The sequence below is a fragment of the Citrobacter sp. RHBSTW-01044 genome (assembly GCF_013781945.1).
Classification (GTDB): Bacteria; Pseudomonadota; Gammaproteobacteria; order Enterobacterales; family Enterobacteriaceae; genus Citrobacter; species Citrobacter braakii.
The window spans coordinates 936,457-954,326 of record NZ_CP056180.1; the positions used below are offsets into that span (position 1 = coordinate 936,457).

14 protein-coding genes are annotated in these 17,870 nt (G+C 51.3%); 8 read left to right on the forward strand and 6 right to left on the reverse strand.

What is annotated here, in order from left to right; all coding sequences use genetic code 11:
- Window positions 1–51: 51 nt before the first annotated feature.
- The gene (gene fucI, locus HV352_RS04530; protein WP_047357907.1) at window positions 52–1,827 is read right to left on the reverse strand and encodes an L-fucose isomerase; all 1,776 of its coding nucleotides are present in this window, start codon (window positions 1,825–1,827) and stop codon (window positions 52–54) included.
- Between the two features lie 463 nt (window positions 1,828–2,290).
- Between fucI and HV352_RS04535 the strand changes: the two genes are divergently transcribed.
- The 7 genes from HV352_RS04535 (at window position 2,291) to fucO (ending at window position 10,465) form a co-directional block, all read left to right on the forward strand.
- Complete coding sequence (locus HV352_RS04535) at window positions 2,291–3,790, forward strand: sugar ABC transporter ATP-binding protein (RefSeq protein ID WP_046276142.1); 1,500 nt, start codon at window positions 2,291–2,293, stop codon at window positions 3,788–3,790.
- 3 nt (window positions 3,791–3,793) lie between these two features.
- Entirely contained in the window at window positions 3,794–4,777 is a 984-nt protein-coding gene (locus tag HV352_RS04540; RefSeq protein WP_003034055.1) for an ABC transporter permease, read from the forward strand.
- A gap of 73 nt (window positions 4,778–4,850) precedes the next feature.
- Entirely contained in the window at window positions 4,851–5,801 is a 951-nt protein-coding gene (locus HV352_RS04545; protein ID WP_016157361.1) for an ABC transporter substrate-binding protein, read from the forward strand.
- A 53-nt stretch (window positions 5,802–5,854) separates the two neighbouring features.
- Complete coding sequence (locus HV352_RS04550; RefSeq protein ID WP_181635228.1) at window positions 5,855–7,435, forward strand: FGGY-family carbohydrate kinase; 1,581 nt, start codon at window positions 5,855–5,857, stop codon at window positions 7,433–7,435.
- Between the two features lie 66 nt (window positions 7,436–7,501).
- Entirely contained in the window at window positions 7,502–8,500 is a 999-nt protein-coding gene (locus HV352_RS04555) for a LacI family DNA-binding transcriptional regulator (protein ID WP_016154251.1), read from the forward strand.
- A 141-nt stretch (window positions 8,501–8,641) separates the two neighbouring features.
- On the forward strand, window positions 8,642–9,289 hold the full coding sequence (fucA, locus tag HV352_RS04560) for an L-fuculose-phosphate aldolase (protein ID WP_003034062.1): 648 nt from the start codon (window positions 8,642–8,644) through the stop codon (window positions 9,287–9,289).
- Window positions 9,290–9,316: 27 nt separating this feature from the next.
- Window positions 9,317–10,465 carry a lactaldehyde reductase gene (gene fucO, locus HV352_RS04565; RefSeq protein ID WP_103928541.1) on the forward strand — a complete coding sequence of 383 codons (1,149 nt, stop codon included), beginning with the start codon at window positions 9,317–9,319 and terminating at the stop codon, window positions 10,463–10,465.
- A gap of 91 nt (window positions 10,466–10,556) precedes the next feature.
- Here the strand turns inward: fucO and xni are convergent, their stop codons facing one another.
- The 5 genes from xni to queF form a co-directional block, all read right to left on the reverse strand.
- A complete protein-coding gene (xni, locus tag HV352_RS04570; protein WP_016154249.1) occupies window positions 10,557–11,312 on the reverse strand; it encodes a flap endonuclease Xni in 756 nt (251 codons plus the stop codon).
- Between the two features lie 137 nt (window positions 11,313–11,449).
- Window positions 11,450–12,817 carry an L-serine ammonia-lyase gene (locus HV352_RS04575; RefSeq protein ID WP_016154248.1) on the reverse strand — a complete coding sequence of 456 codons (1,368 nt, stop codon included), beginning with the start codon at window positions 12,815–12,817 and terminating at the stop codon, window positions 11,450–11,452.
- 53 nt (window positions 12,818–12,870) lie between these two features.
- The gene (locus tag HV352_RS04580; RefSeq protein ID WP_016154247.1) at window positions 12,871–14,160 is read right to left on the reverse strand and encodes an HAAAP family serine/threonine permease; all 1,290 of its coding nucleotides are present in this window, start codon (window positions 14,158–14,160) and stop codon (window positions 12,871–12,873) included.
- A 562-nt stretch (window positions 14,161–14,722) separates the two neighbouring features.
- A complete protein-coding gene (gene ppnN / locus HV352_RS04585; protein WP_003840366.1) occupies window positions 14,723–16,087 on the reverse strand; it encodes a nucleotide 5'-monophosphate nucleosidase PpnN in 1,365 nt (454 codons plus the stop codon).
- Between the two features lie 113 nt (window positions 16,088–16,200).
- Window positions 16,201–17,049: an NADPH-dependent 7-cyano-7-deazaguanine reductase QueF gene (queF, locus tag HV352_RS04590; RefSeq protein ID WP_016154246.1), complete on the reverse strand. Its 849-nt coding sequence runs from the start codon at window positions 17,047–17,049 to the stop codon at window positions 16,201–16,203.
- 68 nt (window positions 17,050–17,117) lie between these two features.
- On the opposite strand from queF, the gene syd reads away from it, so the two are divergent.
- A complete protein-coding gene (syd, locus tag HV352_RS04595) occupies window positions 17,118–17,663 on the forward strand; it encodes a SecY-interacting protein (protein WP_181635229.1) in 546 nt (181 codons plus the stop codon).
- Window positions 17,664–17,870 lie beyond the last annotated feature (207 nt).

Here is a 17,870-nt window from a genome sequence, read left to right on the forward strand (position 1 = left end):
AAAATTCACTGCGCAGGCCCGGTAAGCTTGCGCCACCGGGCCTGAGTCGCATTAACGCTTATACAGCGGGCCGTAGTTCTGGCAGGCGCGATAATCCTGGCCTTCCATATCCATACCATGGGCTGCCCAGGCTGAAGGGCGGTAAATTTTTTCGTCTTCCACGTTGTGCATACAAACCGGGATACGCAACATGGCGGCGAGCGTAATAAAGTCCGCGCCCACGTGACCAATCGTCAGTACGCCGTGGTTTGCGCCCCAGTTAGCCATGACGGAATAGACATCGCTGAACGGGCCTTTACCGGTTAAGCGCGGGGCGAACCAGGTGGTTGGCCAGGTGGAGTTGGTGCGCGCATCAAGCTGGTCGTGCATCTCTTTCGGCAATTCCACGCTCCAGCCTTCCGCGATTTGCAGCACCGGGCCCAGGCCTTTGATGATGTTGATGCGGGTCATGGTGAACGGCACGCCGCCCTCGGTCAGGAAGCGAGAAGAATAGCCGCCGCCGCGGAAGTATTCGTGAATAGCCGGACACCATTCGGTAGCCGCCAGGCAATCATCAGCCTCTTTCTGTGAGATTTCCCAGTGCGGCTTCATGGTCGGTTTCCCTTCGCCGTCGCGCTGTTTGCAGGAGCCATCCAGCGCTGCCGAGCCGGAGTTAATCAGGTGAATAATACCGTGCTCAGCAAGGCCGGTTAGCGGTTTACCCGTGACGCGTTCAACCGCCTCTGGCGACCAGTAGGTGCGCACATCGGCAAAGACCTGCGCTGTGCCGGTGAGTTGATGACCAAACAGCATCGCCACGCCGTTCAGGCTGTCGTTTTCGGTGGCGACAACGAACGGTTCGCGAATGCCGTTCCAGTCAAAGGAGCTGTTGAGCAGTGCTTCGGCGGTATCGCCATTCGGGTATTGATCGGTCCAGTGACGCTGGCCCTGGAAGCCTGCGGCAATCGCGTTGTACCCCAGCGACTCTTCAACCCGACCTTTGTCTGCCAGTTTCTGGTTACCCTGCATCATGTCGCGAATGCACATGGCCATCAGCAGGCTCTCTTTCAGCACCGCACGGCTCTGCTCTGCGTTACGCTTATATTGCTGTGCGTTCTGATCTTCACCGTAGCGGAAGTTTTTATCCGCCCACGCCAGCGCCATTTCCAGCTCAGCTTCGTCATAGATTTTTTGGTCGATGCGACGACGCAGTTCGGTCATATCAACGGGTTGAACCTTCATTCCCAGCCAGGATTCAAAGAAGTTATGATCGACAATCGAGCCAGCAATGCCCATTGAAACGCCGCCTACGGACAGGTAGCTTTTGCCTTTCATACTGGCAACCGCCAGGCCCGCACGGGCAAAGCGCAGCAATTTTTCTTCAACATCGGCAGGGATCGTGGTATCGCCGGCATCCTGTACGTCATGGCCGTAAATAGAGAAGGCGGGAAGTCCTTTTTGATTATGCGCAGCCAATGCTGCGGCCAGATAAACTGCGCCGGGACGTTCTGTTCCGTTAAAGCCCCAGATAGCTTTCGGGCGCATCGGATCCATGTCGATGGTTTCGCTACCGTAGCACCAGCATGGGGTCACAGTAATCGTCACGCCTACGTTCAGGCTGCTGAATTTTTCTTCACAGGCGGCAGATTCAGCCATCCCGGCAATGCAAGTGTCGGCAATCACACATTCAATTTGTGCGCCACAGGCGTGACGAAGTTTCTCTGTGATCAGCGCAGCAGTGGCTTTGGCCATATTCATGGTTTGCTCTTCGAGCGATTCACGAACACCCATACGGCGCCCATCAATCACCGGACGAATTCCAATTTTCGGTAAGCTATTTTTGTTCATTCGAGGTTCCTCATCTCACTTTATGCCGTGCTGCAAAAGCGGATGTTGAACACCACCGTCGCAGTTGGCTGAATAACCCATTTTTGCTAACTCGAGTTAGCTTAGGTATTGGAGAGTTTTTTGCACAACTTTTTTGTTGTGGAACTGTGAGAGGCTTCACGAGAAGTGGTTAAAATTCGATCTGCGTCAAATAAACCAGGACGGGTATTTTCAATAAATCCTTTTTAAATTAATTGGTTGTAATAAATTGTCTGTTCAGCGTCACAGTTTTAAACCAAATGATTTGGCTATTTTGAGTAGCTAAAATAGCTTTAAAAGGCACTTCGCTAACTCGAGTTAGCATAATTGATAAAACGCATATGAACTTATAGGTAGTATTCGCATTAACGGTGACGATGGCTTCCTGGCAACGTTTTGCGCCTGATTCACTGATTGCAGTTTCTGTATATTGAGGAAAGCAGCAATGTCTGAAACATTTTTACAGATGAGTCATATTACGAAACGTTTTCCCGGCGTATTAGCGTTGAGTAATGTGGATTTTGCTTTACGCAAAGGAGAGGTTCATGCGCTGCTGGGTGAGAATGGCGCAGGAAAGTCTACGTTGATGAAGATTTTATCCGGTGTTTATCAGCCTGATGAAGGGGATATTATTTTTGAGGGACAACCTGTTACTTTTGCGAATCCGTTGAGTGCACAAAGCGCAGGTATCACCATCATTCACCAGGAGTTTAACCTTTTCCCTGAACTCACGGTGGAAGAAAATATATTTATTGGCAGGGAGTTTTGCAAAAATAATCGCTGGCGTCTGGATGAAAAACAACAGCGACAGGCAGCTATCGATATTTTGCAAAAATTAAACCTGAATATCTCTCCAGAAACGCTGGTGGCCGATCTGACCGTCGCGCAACAACAAATGGTTGAGATTGCTAAAGCGATATCGGTGAATGCCAAGATTCTTATTATGGATGAACCGACGGCAGCGCTGACCGAAACGGAAATTGACAGCTTATTTCAGGTAACTCGTTTGCTGAAAGAACAGGGAACGGGCATTGTTTATATCTCGCACAGATTAGAGGAACTGGCGCTGATCGCCGATCGCGCGACGGTGATGCGGGATGGTCAGTTTATTGCCACTGTGGATTATGATGCGGTTAAAATTAGCGATCTGATTGCCATGATGGTTGGGCGCGATCTTGGCAATATCTATCCTCGCCGCGAACCTTTGGCTCAACGCAAACCGGTGTTGGAAGTAAGCGGTCTGACGCGCAATGGCGTATTAAACAATATTGATTTCACTCTGTATCAGGGCGAAATTTTGGGCTTCGCCGGTCTGATGGGGGCAGGACGTACTGAGCTGGCGCGGGCGATTTTTGGTGCGGATCCCATTGATGGCGGAACCCTCAAGCTGAACGGTAACGTGACGGTAATTAAAGATATTCCTGATGCTATCAAACAGGGTATCAGCTATTTAACCGAGGACAGGAAAAAAGAGGGGCTGGCATTAGGACTGTCCGTTGAGCGCAATATTATGTTGGGCAATTATCCTGAGTATTCCGATCGTTATGGCAACGTGGACAGCAAACGTTGTCAGAAAACCAGCGAAGAACAGGTGAAAGCCCTACGCATTAAAACACCACATTTAGAACAGGCTGCTCTGAATTTAAGTGGTGGTAATCAGCAGAAAATTATTATTGCCAGATGGGTGTGTAAAGACACCGATATTCTCATCTTTGATGAACCCACTCGCGGTATTGATGTGGGTGCCAAACTTGAAATTTATGAATTAATGAATCGACTGGTGGCAAAAGGGAAGTCAATTATCATGATCTCCTCTGAATTACCGGAAGTGCTGGGTATGTGCGATCGCATTTTAGTGATGCGTAATGGACGTATTACCGGGGAGTTAGCTTCTGATGACGCCACACAAGAAAAAATCATGCAATATGCGACGTTAGAGGACTAATTTATGACTATCTCTGTAACCTCTTCAGACAGCAATAATAAGAAAATAAAAATTAACAAAGAACTTTTAATGCGCCTTGCGCCGCTTTTGAGTCTGATTATTTTAGTAATATTTTTTAGCTTTGGTTCGCCATTTTTCTTTAACACTGAAAACATCATGACAATCGCTCTGCAAACTTCAGTGATTGGCATTATGGCGATTGGCGTTACCTTCGTCATTATCACGTCAGGAATCGACCTTTCTCTTGGCTCGGTGGTGGCCTTTTCGGGTGTTGCGGTAGGCATCAGCGCCACGCTGGGATTGCCTCTGCCCGTATGTATTCTGGCCGGGGTGCTGGCCGGTGGATTATGCGGCTATATCAATGGTCTGCTGGTCACCAAAATGACTATCCCGCCTTTTATCGCCACGCTGGGCCTGATGATGTCCGTCAGAGGCATCAATATGGTGATGACAGATGGTCGTGCGATTTATTTCGCTGATTACCCCACCTTCAAAATGCTGGCCCAGGGACGTCTGTTCGATGTGTTGCCTTATCCCGTTTTTTACCTGGTGGTGGTGGCGCTAATCGCCGCCTACATCCTGAAGAAAACGGTGATTGGTCGCTATGTTTACGCTGTGGGTAGCAATGAGGTGGCCGCACACCTTTCCGGTATTAAAGTTCAACGCGTCAAAATTTTCGTCTACGCCTTTTGTGGTCTGCTGACCGGGATCGCCGGGGTTATTCTGGCCTCACGTTTGAACTCTGGTCAGCCAACGGTTGGCGTGGGTTATGAACTGGAAGCCATCGCGGCGGTTGTTATTGGCGGTACGAGCCTGATGGGAGGAATTGGCACCATCGGCGGGACTATCATCGGCGCATTCATTATGAGCGTGTTGAAAAACGGTCTGAACCTGATGGGGGTTTCCCAGTTCTGGCAAATGGTGGCCATGGGCGTGGTGGTCATTGCTGCGGTTTATCTCGATACATTACGCAAAAAAATTCGTTGATTTACGCTCCCGGAAGTCACGGGGCATCATAACCCTGACGTTTAGGGTGACTCACTCAGAACGGAGTAAAACAATGAGAACCAGGAATTTTGTCTATGCGTTATCCCTGCTGGCCTGTATGACATCCAGCGTATTGGCTAAAGATATGAACCTTCCGGTGGTCAGTAAAGGTTTCCAGCATGAATTCTGGCAAACCGTAAAAATGGGGACGGAAGCGGCAGCAAAAGAGTCGGGTGATAAAACCAGCTATGTTGGCCCGGCGGATGAAACTCAGATTGCCGAGCAGATTCAGCTAGTTGAAAACGCGATGGCGCAAAAACCCAATGGGCTATTGCTGGCAGCGTTAGATGCCAATGCGCTGGCGCCATTAGTTGAGACCGCAAATTCACGCGGCATTAAAGTTGTGACGTTTGACTCCGGCGTGAATTCCGATATTCCAGTGAGCTTTGTCGCCACGAATAACCGTAAAGCCGGTGCTGAAGCGGCGGATGCACTGGCAGCGGAAGTGGGCAGCAAAGGTAAAGTGGGCATTATTGCGCACGTAGCGGGGACCTCCTCAGCGATTGAGCGTTCGGAAGGGTTTATTGCCCGCATGAAGGAGAAATACCCGGAAATCCAGGTGCTACCGGTCCAGTACAGCGATGGCGATCCGCAAAAAGCGATGGATAAAACCATCGATATGATCCAGGCCAACCCTGATATTGCAGGGATTTATGGCACCAATGAAGGCTCAACGCTGGGCGTAGCAAACGCCATTGATAGTCAAAACCTGAAAGGCAAAGTGAAAGTGATTGGTTTTGATAGCACCGAGGCAATCATTGCTTTCCTGAAGTCTGGGGTCATTCAGGGCTTTGTCGTGCAGGACGCTTATCAGATTGGCTACCAGGGTATCAAGACACTAAATGCAGCGGTATCGGGTCAGTCTGTACCGAAAGAAATTGATATTCCGGTTAAATTCGTTAATGCGAAGAACATTGACACCCCGGAAATTGACAAGCTGTTACACCCATTCGGTAAAAAATAACACCGTTGGGGCGACGTGCTCGCCCCATCATTCGCCAGCGTCAGGGAGTTACTATGGGCAGTGGATATTTCCTCGGTGTGGATGTCGGTTCCGCCAGCGTCAGGGCTGGTGTCTTTGATGCCAGTGGCAAACGGCTGGCTTTTGCGACACACGCCATCTCGCAGTTTCGACCCGGTCCTGAGCGGGTTGAGCAGTCATCTGCAGAAATCTGGCAGCAGGTTTGCCATGCAGTGAAGGAGGCGGTGTCGTCATCCGGGGTTCGCATTGAGGAGATCCGCGCATTGGGATTTGATGCCACCTGTTCATTGGTGGCACTGGATGAACAGGGGCGGGGTCTGGCAGTTTCGCCAGGCGAGCCATCAGACCATAACATCATCATGTGGATGGATCATCGTGCGGCGCAGGAGACGCAACGTATAAACGCCACGCAGGATCCGGCTCTGCGCTACGTTGGCGGTGAAGTCAGCGTCGAAATGGAGCTTCCTAAAGTACTGTGGCTGAAAAACCATTTTCCAGCCACCTGGCAGAGTGCGTATCGCTTCTACGATCTGGCGGACTTTCTGGTCTCTAAAGCTACCGCCTGTGATGTTGCTGGTCTGTGCACGCTGACGTGTAAATGGAACTATCTGGCACATGAACAACGCTTTAGCCACTCCCTGCTTGACGCTGTTGAGCTAACGGATTTGTTGGGAAAAATCCCGTCGCGGATCCTGCCGCCAGGCGCTGCCGTTGGAACGCTTAGCGCCGATGCGGCCCAGGCGCTGGGGCTGACGACTGCAGTGGTCGTCGCCAGCGGAATGATTGATGCCCATGCGGGCGGAGTAGCGCTTGCCGGTGTTGAGCCTGAGGGGACGTTGGCGTTGATCAGCGGAACGTCAAATTGCCATATGCTGTGCAGTGAGCAGGAGATTCATACACCTGGTGTATGGGGGCCGTACTGGTCAGCCATGCTGCCAGGCTACTGGCTGACAGAAGGGGGGCAAAGTGCCGCTGGGGCGTTAGTCGACTGGACACTTCAGGAGTCAGGAGCCAGCGCGGCACTATTTCACAAGGCTGAGGCGCGGGGTTGCCATCCCATCGTTTTAGTTAATGAATGGGTTGCCGCACTTGAGGCGCTGGAGCCAGAGCCTGGTCGTTATTTGCATGTGCTGGCCGATCACCACGGCAATCGTTCACCGCGCGCGCGACCCGATGCCCGGGGGAGTGTTTGCGGTTTGACTCTTGAGCGAGGCGAGATGCAGGTTGCTCGTCTGTACCTGGCGACATTACAGGCGATCGCCTGCGGTACGCGGCATATTATGGAAGTGATGCGCGAAAACGGTCACACCATTTCCCGACTGACGCTGTGCGGCGGCGCAACGCATAACCCACTGTGGTTGCGAGAATATGCCGATGCCACCGGATGCGATATTCATCTGATGCAGGAAGAGGATGCGGTGACGTTAGGGGCGGCCATCACTGGCGCGGTTGCCTGCGGCGCGTGGGAAAATATTCCATCTGCATGCCAGGCGATGGTTCGATCAGGCGAGGTGATTAAGACTAACCTGGCACGGCGGAACTTCTATGACCGCAAATATCAGGCTTATCTGATGATGTGGGATCAGCAGCAGGCGATTAACCAACTTATGCAGTAAGACAAAAGTTTAAAATACTTTTATGATTGTAGATTGACGTTTTTGGATGTGAACTGGGGCATATAAATGGCTAAAACAGTAGAACAGATAGCCAGCGATCTGAATTTATCGGTTACGACCGTACGACTGGTGCTGAACGGGAAAGCAGAGCAATATCGAATCAGTGTCAAAACCCAAACGCGTATTAATGAATATGTCGAGCGCTATGGTTACGTCATTAACCATTCAGCACGCAGCCTGAAATTGAATAAAACGGATACGTTGGGATTGATTGTGCCCAATATTTCCAACGTGTTTTTTGCCACACTCGCAGAAAAACTTGAGCAACGCTGTCGTCGTTCCGGTTATCAGCTAACGATTAGCTGTACCTATGACGATGTTGATTACGAAAATAAACTGACCAAAGCGTTAATAGCTCGCAATGTCGATGGCCTTTTTATTGTTCCCTCAACATTAGAGAATCAGCAGCACCATTTACGTCAGGTCAGAAAACCGATGGTGTTACTTGACCGTGATTTTAAGTATACCGATAACGCTCTGGTAGAAAGCCATAACATTTTGGGCGGCGAAAAATTGACGCAAAGTTTGTTTGACGCTGGAAAGTCGCCGATCTGGTTTTTGGTGGGAGATACCGGATTACCCAGCATCGGCGACCGTTTGCAAGGTTATCTTAATGCATTGAACAATAATGGTATTTTGCATAGCGATTGGGTGCGCGAAGGGCCGGACAACACGCCCGAGGGGGGTTATCGACTGATGGATGAGTTGATCGGCGAACAGGGCTGCCCACAGGCATTTATCGCCTCATCATTACCCGTACTGGAGGGGGCCATTAACGCTATTCGTAATCGTTTTGGCACAATTCCACCTGAAATTAATATTGGGACATTCGATGAACACCCAATGCTGGGATTCCTCGCCAATAATGTCTGGTCAATGCAGCAGGATGAAAATGTTTGGGCGGAAAAAGCGTTCGATATGATGATGAGTGCTATTGATGACCAGCCAATTAAAGAAACTGTAAAAGTTGAGATGAAACTTATTAAGCGCGTAAGACAACCTTAATACGCCGCTATAAATAAATCGGCCTACTGAACCTGAATATATACGTTCAGTGGCTGCCTGTATCTGAAACCTGACCCGTCTTACTCTGCGGCTGCATTTTTCGCAATAAAGACGAGGGGAAACTGTACCCGGAGAATCATTATGGAAAGAATGCGTTTGTCGCGAGAAATCATTGAAACCTGCCTTGAAATGACCAGCCTTGGATTGAATCAGGGGACGGCGGGAAATGTGAGTGCGCGTTATGAAAATGGGATGCTGATCACGCCCAGCGGTATTCCTTACGAAAGACTTACTGAAAATATGATCGTGTATGTAGATAACGACGGGAAATATGATAAAGGACAATTACCCTCCAGTGAATGGCGTTTTCACCTGGCGGCATACCAGACGCGTCCCGATGCCAATGCGGTTGTCCATAACCATGCCGTACATTGCACGGCCGTTTCTATTCTTAATCGCCCTATCCCGGCAATTCACTACATGATTGCGGCGGCTGGGGGGAACTCTATTCCGTGTGCGCCTTATGCGACGTTTGGTACACGAGAGCTGTCAGAGCATGTGAGCGTCGCCCTGAAAAACCGTAAGGCAACGCTTTTACAGCACCATGGGTTGATTGCTTGTGAAGCGAATTTGGAAAAAGCACTGTGGTTGGCGCATGAAGTGGAAGTTCTGGCCCGCCTTTATCTGAGCACGCTGGCGATTGTTGACCCGGTGCCGGTGCTGGATGACGAGGAGATCGCCATTGTGCTGGAGAAATTCAAATCTTACGGATTACGCATTGAAGAGTAATTTCGCATAGCGAAAAGGAGAAATACGATGGCGAACAGAATGATTCTGAACGAAACGGCATGGTTTGGCCGGGGAGCTGTTGGTGCATTAACCGATGAAGTCATCCGTCGTGGTTATCGCAAAGCGTTGATTGTGACTGATAAAAATCTGGTGCAGTGCGGCGTTGTCGATAAGGTGACTTCCCGAATGGATGCTGCTGGTCTGGCATGGGAAATCTATTCAGGCGTTATTCCTAACCCAACCATTGCGGTGGTGCAGGAAGGGTTGGGTGTCTTTCAGCAAAGCGGCGCAGACTATCTGATCGCCATCGGCGGAGGCTCCCCTCAGGATACCTGTAAAGCGATTGGCATTATCAATAATAACCCTGAGTTTGCGGATGTACGCAGCCTTGAAGGGTTATCGCCAACGCGCAACCCGAGCGTGCCGGTTATGGCTATCCCCACCACCGCGGGAACGGCAGCGGAAGTGACCATTAACTACGTGATCACTGACGAAGAAAATCGGCGTAAGTTTGTTTGTGTCGACCCCCATGACATCCCACAGGTAGCGTTCATCGATGCAGACATGATGGACGGCATGCCAGCGGCGCTAAAAGCTGCCACCGGAGTGGATGCCCTGACCCATGCTATTGAGGGGTACATTACGCGGGCTGCATGGGCGCTTACCGATGCGCTGCACATTAAAGCCATTGAAATGATAGCCGGGGCATTACGTGGTTCCGTTGCGGGCGATACCCAGGCCGGGGAAGCGATGGCGCTGGGCCAGTACGTGGCAGGGATGGGCTTTTCCAACGTTGGTCTGGGATTAGTGCATGGAATGGCACACCCGTTAGGCGCGTTTTATAACACGCCGCACGGCGTAGCAAATGCCATTTTGCTGCCGCACGTGATGCGCTATAACGCCGAATTCACCGGGGAAAAATTTCGCGATATCGCCCGGGTGATGGGAGTTAAGGTTGAAGGACTGACGCTGGCTGAGGCACGTAAAGCGGCAGTGGATGCCGTCTTCGCCCTTAACCGCGATGTAGGGATCCCACTGCATTTACGCGATGTTGGCGTACGTAAAGAGGATATTCCTGCGCTGGCGCAGGCGGCATTTGACGATGTTTGTACCGGGGGAAATCCCCGTGAAGCGAATCTTGGGGATATCGTTGAGCTGTACCACACCGCCTGGTAATTTTTCAGCGTGACGGCGTGAAAGCCTTATCCGGCCTACCGGGGTGTTCGACGTGTAGGCCAGATAAGCACAGCGCCATTCGGCAACAGACCTATCGCACCAACCGTAATTGCTGCAGGTTTCCGTCGATATGTAAGTCCGTTTGCAGCCGTGCGATATCGCGACACAGAAACGCCATCTCCTGGTGCATCTCTAGTTTTTTGCGCCACTTGTCCGGTACTTCATCAAGATGCGCGTAAATGCCTTCTAGATGTTGAAACTGTACGAGCAGCTGCGTGGCGCTTTTGGGACCAATACCTGCAACCCCCGGTACTTTCGAACTGCTGATCCCGGCCAGTCCCCAGTAATCAGGCAACTGCTGCGGCAGCACGCCAAACTCTTTCTCAATAAACGGTGCATCCAGCCAGCGTTTTTGGAAGTAGTCACGAATACGCAGCGTCGGGGAGAGCAACTGACAATAGCCTTTATCGGTTGAGACGATGGTAGCCTGATGTCCCGCCTGGCTCACTTTAACCGCCAGGGTTGCGGCTAAATCATCGGCTTCATTCCCGCTGGAGACCCAACAGCAGACGCCGCGCTGTTCAAAAGCGGCGCGTAAGGCGGGCATTTCCTGGTGCAATTCATCAGGCATCGGGGGGCGACCTGCTTTGTAGTCAGGCAACCGTTGGTGACGCCAGCCGCTGTTGCGCGCTTCATCATCGAATACCGCCACGGCGTGCGTAGGCTGACTGTGCACAATCAACTGATCGAGCGCGTGCTGGCACGTCTCTACGCAGGGTGAGCCCTGTACGGCGTGAATGCGGCGGATAAGGTTCAGTGCATCGACAATGAGCAGGTGGACGGCCACGGTGTTCTCCCTAACAAATAAGTTTGTAGGGTAACATTCACGGCGAGGGGAGGCGAGTGTTGCGAAATAGCGTTATCCGTAGACCGGATGGCGGCGAGCGCCTTATCCGGCCTACAGACTCTGAAACGTGGTGGGACTTAATCGCAGGTGACAATCTTCATCGCCAGACCGCCGCGAGATGTTTCACGGTATTTGGCGTTCATGTCTTTACCGGTTTCGTACATGGTCTCGATGACTTTATCAAGGCACACGCGCGGTTCGCTGGTACGGCGCAGCGCCATACGTGCGGCGTTCACTGCTTTAACCGAAGCAATGGCGTTACGCTCAATGCACGGTACCTGCACCTGACCGGCAACCGGATCGCAGGTCAGACCCAGGTTATGTTCCATACCGATTTCCGCCGCGATGCACACCTGCATTGGGCTACCGCCCAGCAGTTCAGCCAGACCGGCCGCAGCCATGGAGCAGGCAACGCCGACTTCACCCTGACAGCCCACTTCGGCGCCAGAGATAGAGGCGTTCATCTTGTACAGCGAACCAATGGCGCTCGCGACCAGCATGTAGCGTGCCAGCGAGTTAGCGTTCACTTCGCGGATAAACTTGTCGTAGTACGCCAGCACGGCAGGAACAATCCCGCATGCGCCATTAGTTGGCGCCGTAACCACGCGTCCACCGGCAGCGTTTTCTTCGTTCACGGCCAGCGCGAACATGTTGATCCAGTCAACAACCGCCATCGGATCAGTGGTGGTTTTGTCGCTGCTGACTAGCATACGACGCAGCGCCGCCGCGCGACGTGGAACGCGCAGTTTGCCCGGCAATACACCTTCGGTGGTGATGCCGCGCTCAATCCCGCTGCGCATGACGTCCCAGACGTTGGCGAAGTGTTGTTCCAGCTCTTCTTTGCTGTGCAGCGCCAGTTCGTTTTGCATCATCAGACCGGAAAGTGACAGGCCGGTTTCCTGGCAATGACGTTGCAAATCAGCCGCAGATTTATACGGATACGGCACGTTTACCGGAGAGTTGTTCGGTAAACCAAAATGTTCTTCATCAACGATGAACCCACCGCCAATGGAATAGTAAGTCTGGCTGTAAATGGCTTTTTCGCCCGCCAGTGCGGTAATACGCATCCCGTTTTCGTGCAGGGACAGATTGTCCGCATGGAAATTCATGCACTTGTCGACCGGGAACTCGACCTCATGTTGACCGTCCGCCAGCAGCAAACGTCCATGAGTATTCACATCCTGGATAAAGGCCGGGATGGCATCAATGTCTACGGTATCCGGCAGATTACCCGCCAGGCCCATAATAATCGCGATGTCGGTATGGTGACCTTTCCCCGTCAGAGACAAAGAGCCATAGACATCAACCACTACGCGGGTTACGTCAGTGAGAATTCCGCGTGCAATCAGGTCATCCGTGAATTGTTTGCCTGCTTTCATCGGGCCAACAGTGTGGGAGCTGGAAGGGCCAATGCCGATTTTGAAAATATCGAATACGCTAATCATGAGGCGTCCATTGTGTATCGAGGTGCGCCGCCCCGAGGAGCGGCGCAGGGGAATTAACTGAACAGAGAGTAGAAAATAGCGGAGATAGCGATCAGGCCCATAATCACAACGAAGACGTTGCTGATATGGCCGCTGTATTTACGCATTGCCGGTACTTTCTGAATTGCATACATCGGCATCAGGAACAGAATCATCGCGATGATTGGGCCACCCAGGGTTTCAATCATACCGAGGATACTTGGGTTCAGCGTCGCCACAATCCAGGTGGTTACCAGCATGAACAGCGCAGTGATTTTGTTCAGTTTGTTGATTTCGATGGTTTTGCCTTTGCCGCGCAGAGACTTAATCACCATGCCGTTGAAACCTTCACGTGCGCCCAGGTAGTGGCCGAGGAAGGATTTGGTGATAGCGATAATCGCGATGATCGGTGCCATCCAGGCAATGATCGGCGCGTTAAAGTGGTTTGCCAGGTAAGACAGGATAGAGATGTTCTGCTCTTTCGCTGCAGCCAGATCCGCTGGGGTCAGGCTAAATACGCAGCTGAAGACGAAGAACATAACGGTCAGCACCATCATGATGTGAGCGAATGCCAGAATCTTAGAGCATTTCTTCTCAGCTTCATCACCGTATTCTTCACGCTTCGCCACGGCGAAGGAGGAGATGATCGGTGAGTGGTTGAAGGAGAACACCATTACCGGAATTGCCAGCCACAGGGTCAACAGCAGTCCGTTGCCGGTGGTTGCTGCAGAGTCAAAGGACAGGGTTTCCAGAACGGCACCGCTCCACTGAGGGATCAGGTACAGCGCCAGCAGCATCAGGGCGGCAACAAACGGGAATACCAGGATGCTCATTGCCTTCACGATCATCTGCTCACCGAAACGCACGATGGTCATCATGCCGACAATCAGGATCAGAGACAGGATTGCGCGCGGCGGCGGCGTAATTGCCAGCTGGTGGGTCAGGAAGCTTTCGACGGTGTTGGTGATTGCTACGCTGTAGACCAACAGAATTGGGTAGATAGCGAAGAAGTAGAGCAGGGTAATCAGTTTACCTGCGCCTACACCAAAGTGTTCTTCTACAACTTCAGTAATGTCTTCACCCGGATTTTTACCGGACAGCACGAAGCGAGTCAGGCCGCGGTGTGCAAAGAAGGTCATTGGGAAAGCAAGGATCGCCATGATGATCAGCGGAATCATACCGCCTACGCCTGCGTTAATCGGCAGGAACAATACACCCGCGCCAATCGCCGTGCCGTAAAGGCCCAGCATCCACATGGTATCTGTCTTGCGCCATGCGCTGCGGGTCTGGCCCGTAACGATAGTGCTGGTTTGAGTGTTTTCCATCTATTTCTCCTGGAGGAAGCTTAAAAAGTCGGGTTTGGGGTCAATCCAATGAGAAAATACCCGACTGTAAATCGAAATTCGTTGAGCGATTTTTTATATAATTTTTCGCCGTAATAATTTGCGGGCGGAAAGATACATTTTAGTAATGAATGTATCAGTGATCGCGATCCCAAATGCAATAATCCACCTTTTATGTGGATAAATTTGGACCATTAATCTGTTAAAAAATAGTCAAAGCGAATTTACGGGCGCGAAGGCTAACATTAACGACATATATCATGAAAGCGAAGGCGCGAAGATACGAGCGTTACGCTGTAAAAACTGTTGTTTTTAGAGGATTTTGGCGACTAATAATAATTTCCTAAGATAAATCACGGTTGGGTTTTAAAGGTAATCGTTTGCGTAGCGCGCTATTTTTAATGAAACATCATCGGTATTTATATGATTGTCTGAGCTATGTGACTGGTATCACTAAAAAAAGCCGGGAGGCTGATGCGCCAAACCCGGCTTTGATATGGACAAAACTGTCACCGCGATAGCGTCTGCTGGCGGCTGTTGGAGGTTAGGCGCAAATCTCGTAGCAAGGGATATACGCGGAGCCAGGTAACTTCATACGATGCTGTGCAACAAAGCCCTGCAGGAGATCGTCCATGCGGCGCATCATTTCGCGGTCACCGTGGATTTTGTACGGGCCAAACTCTTCGATGGCGCGGATCCCGACTTCCTTCACGTTACCGGCTACAATCCCCGAGAACGCACGGCGCAGGTCTGCCGCCAGTACTTCCACGGGTTGATCCGGGTACAGCTTCAGGTTAGCCATGTTTTCATGGGACGGCTCGAACGGCATCTGCAAATCAGGTGCAATACGAATCGACCAGTTAAAGCTGTAGGCATCACCGGTGTCACGGCGGTTCTCTTTCACCAGCGGCATCGCTTTTTTCATCAGACGAGCCACTTCTGCTGCATCGTCTATGATAATGCGATAGTGGCGACGCGCATCTTCCCCCAGCGTGTGCACGATAAATTCGTCCAGCACGCGGAAGTAATCGGCGCTCTCTTTTGGTCCAGTCAGGATCAGCGGTAAAACCTGATCTTTGTTGGCCGGGTTCATCAGGATCCCCAGCAGATACAGCAGCTCTTCTGCTGTCCCTACGCCGCCTGGGAAGATGATTATACCGTGGGCGATACGTACGAACGCTTCCAGACGTTTTTCAATGTCTGGCATGATTATCAGTTCGTTAACCAGCGGGTTAGGCGGCTCAGCGGCAATGATTGACGGTTCGGTCATACCGATAAAGCGGCTGTCTTTGTATCGTTGCTGGGCGTGACCGACCGCAGCGCCTTTCATTGGCGCTTCCATCGCCCCCGGACCACAGCCGGTACAGATGTTCAGTTCGCGCAGGCCCAACTGGGTACCAACGCGACGGGCGTACAGGTACTCGTTTTCGTTGATTGAGTGACCCCCCCAGCAGACGACCATGTTCGGCGCTTCACCCACGTGTAGCGCCCGGGCATTGCGCAGGATCGAGAATACCAGGTTGGTAATATGCACCGAGCTTTCAAGATCCAGATGCTGAAAGCGACCGGCGTTATGGATCTGGCCATTAACGAACAGAATGTCGCGCAGCACGGCAAACAGGTTGGCCTGCAGTGCGCGAATAATGCGTCCATCAACAAACGCATCTTCAGGTGGGTTGATCAGTTCCAGCTTCACGCCCCGTTCGCGGCGCAGCACGTTAATGTCGAAACTTTCAAAGCGTGACAGCAGCTCTTTGCTGTTGTCGGTCAAACTGCCGGAGTTCAGAACGGCAAGCGAACAGTTACGAAACAGTTGATACAGGTCGCTGCTGGCCGTGCGTTTAAGCATATCGACTTCCAGTTGCGACAACATGTCCATTGAGCCAAGCGGGCTAATATGTGTAATCAAGTAAACTCCTTATGGGACGCAACACGTCATTCCCTGTTGATTACAATAGCCCTGGCTTATGACCTTTCACAACCTTGCGCGCGGAATCCGGCACGCAAAATTGAGAAAAAAGATTACTGACGTACCAGGCGCCCCGTTGCTGGGGTGAAATCGGTGTTGGTGCGCCATGGGTTAATGTCCAGGCCGCCACGTCGCGTGTAGCGCGCGTAAACGCTCAGTTTCTCCGGTTGGCAGAAGCGCAGAATGTCATTGAAAATGCGTTCCACGCACTGCTCGTGAAACTCATTATGGTGACGGAAGGAGACCAGATAACGCAGCAGCTTCTCGCGATCGATTTTCCGTCCGCGATACTGAATCTGTATGGAGCCCCAGTCCGGCTGGTGGGTGATCAAGCAGTTAGACTTCAGCAGATGGCTGACCAGCGTCTCTTCCACCGCTTTTTCACCGCCAACGGCATTTTCCAGATACTCTGTGCTGAACTGGTAGTTATCGATGACGATATCCTGATTGTCGATACAGGTGCCGTTAAAGTGGGCTATCGGTTGTCCTTCCAGTTCGTCAAGACGGTACAGCGCTACGCTGACATCACCCTGAGCACAAGCGCGCAGATCGTTTTCCAGCGTCTGGCGTACCGCATCCCAGGAATCAAAACGCGTCTGGTTAAAACTGTTCAGGTAAAGCTTAAAGCTTTTCGATTCAATCAGATTTACGCTGGTGTAATCCAGTTCTACATGACCGACCGCTACCTGCGGTAAACCGTTGGCATTCAGCCATGACAGTTCATATAGCGTCCAGATATCGGCACCGTGAAAAGGCAGATTATCGGCCTGTAAATCCAGCGGGTCGCGGTTCAGGCTGCGTGGAACGCCCTGCAGCAGGCTGGCATCGTAATTGTCACGGTAATCTGTTGATTTACCAAGAGTCAGGCCGTCAAGCGCCTGATGATTTTCATAAGAGGACATGTTTCACCGTCATAAACCAGATACACTATGTGACAAGTGTATCCTGGCTTTTGTGAAGAGAGAAATCAGTGGACGAATTGACAGCGCAGGCGTTGACAGCCTTTACGACACGTTATTGCGACGCATGGTACGAAAAAAACAACAGCTGGCCCCTCAGCGAAGAGCTGTATGGCGTACCTTCTCCGTGCATCATTTCTTCCACAGACGATGCGGTATTCTGGCAACCTCAGCCTTTTGTCGGCGAAAAAAACCTCAATGCGGTTGAACGCGCCTTTGATATCGTGATACAACCAGCCGTTCACGCTTTTTACACCACCCAGTTTGCCGGGGACATGCACGCGCTGTTTGCGGATGAAAAACTAACGCTGCTGCAAACCTGGAGCGAAGACGACTTCAGGCGCGTTCAGGAAAACCTGATTGGTCACCTGGTTACGCAAAAGCGCCTCAAGCTGTCGCCTACGCTTTTTATTGCCACCCAGGACAATGAGCTTGACGTCATTTCGGTGTGCAATCTCTCCGGTGAAGTGTGCAAAGAAACGCTGGGAACCCGTAAACGAACGGTGCTGGCGGACTCACTTGCGGAATTTCTCACTCAGCTTAAGCCAGTTCTGTAATCCAGATTGCCCTGAACCTTGTGAGAGATCTCTTACAAACCCTGTAGGACATTGCCAGGTAATAAGTAAAGACTTAATGAACGGATAAAATAATTATTCCTTATTATTCATAAAGTTAATGTTTTATTGTCAACTTTCATACGAAAATAATCTTAAGGGAGTGTCTGTAAGCATCTTGTAAGACAAGGCGAAACAGGCGATTCTATA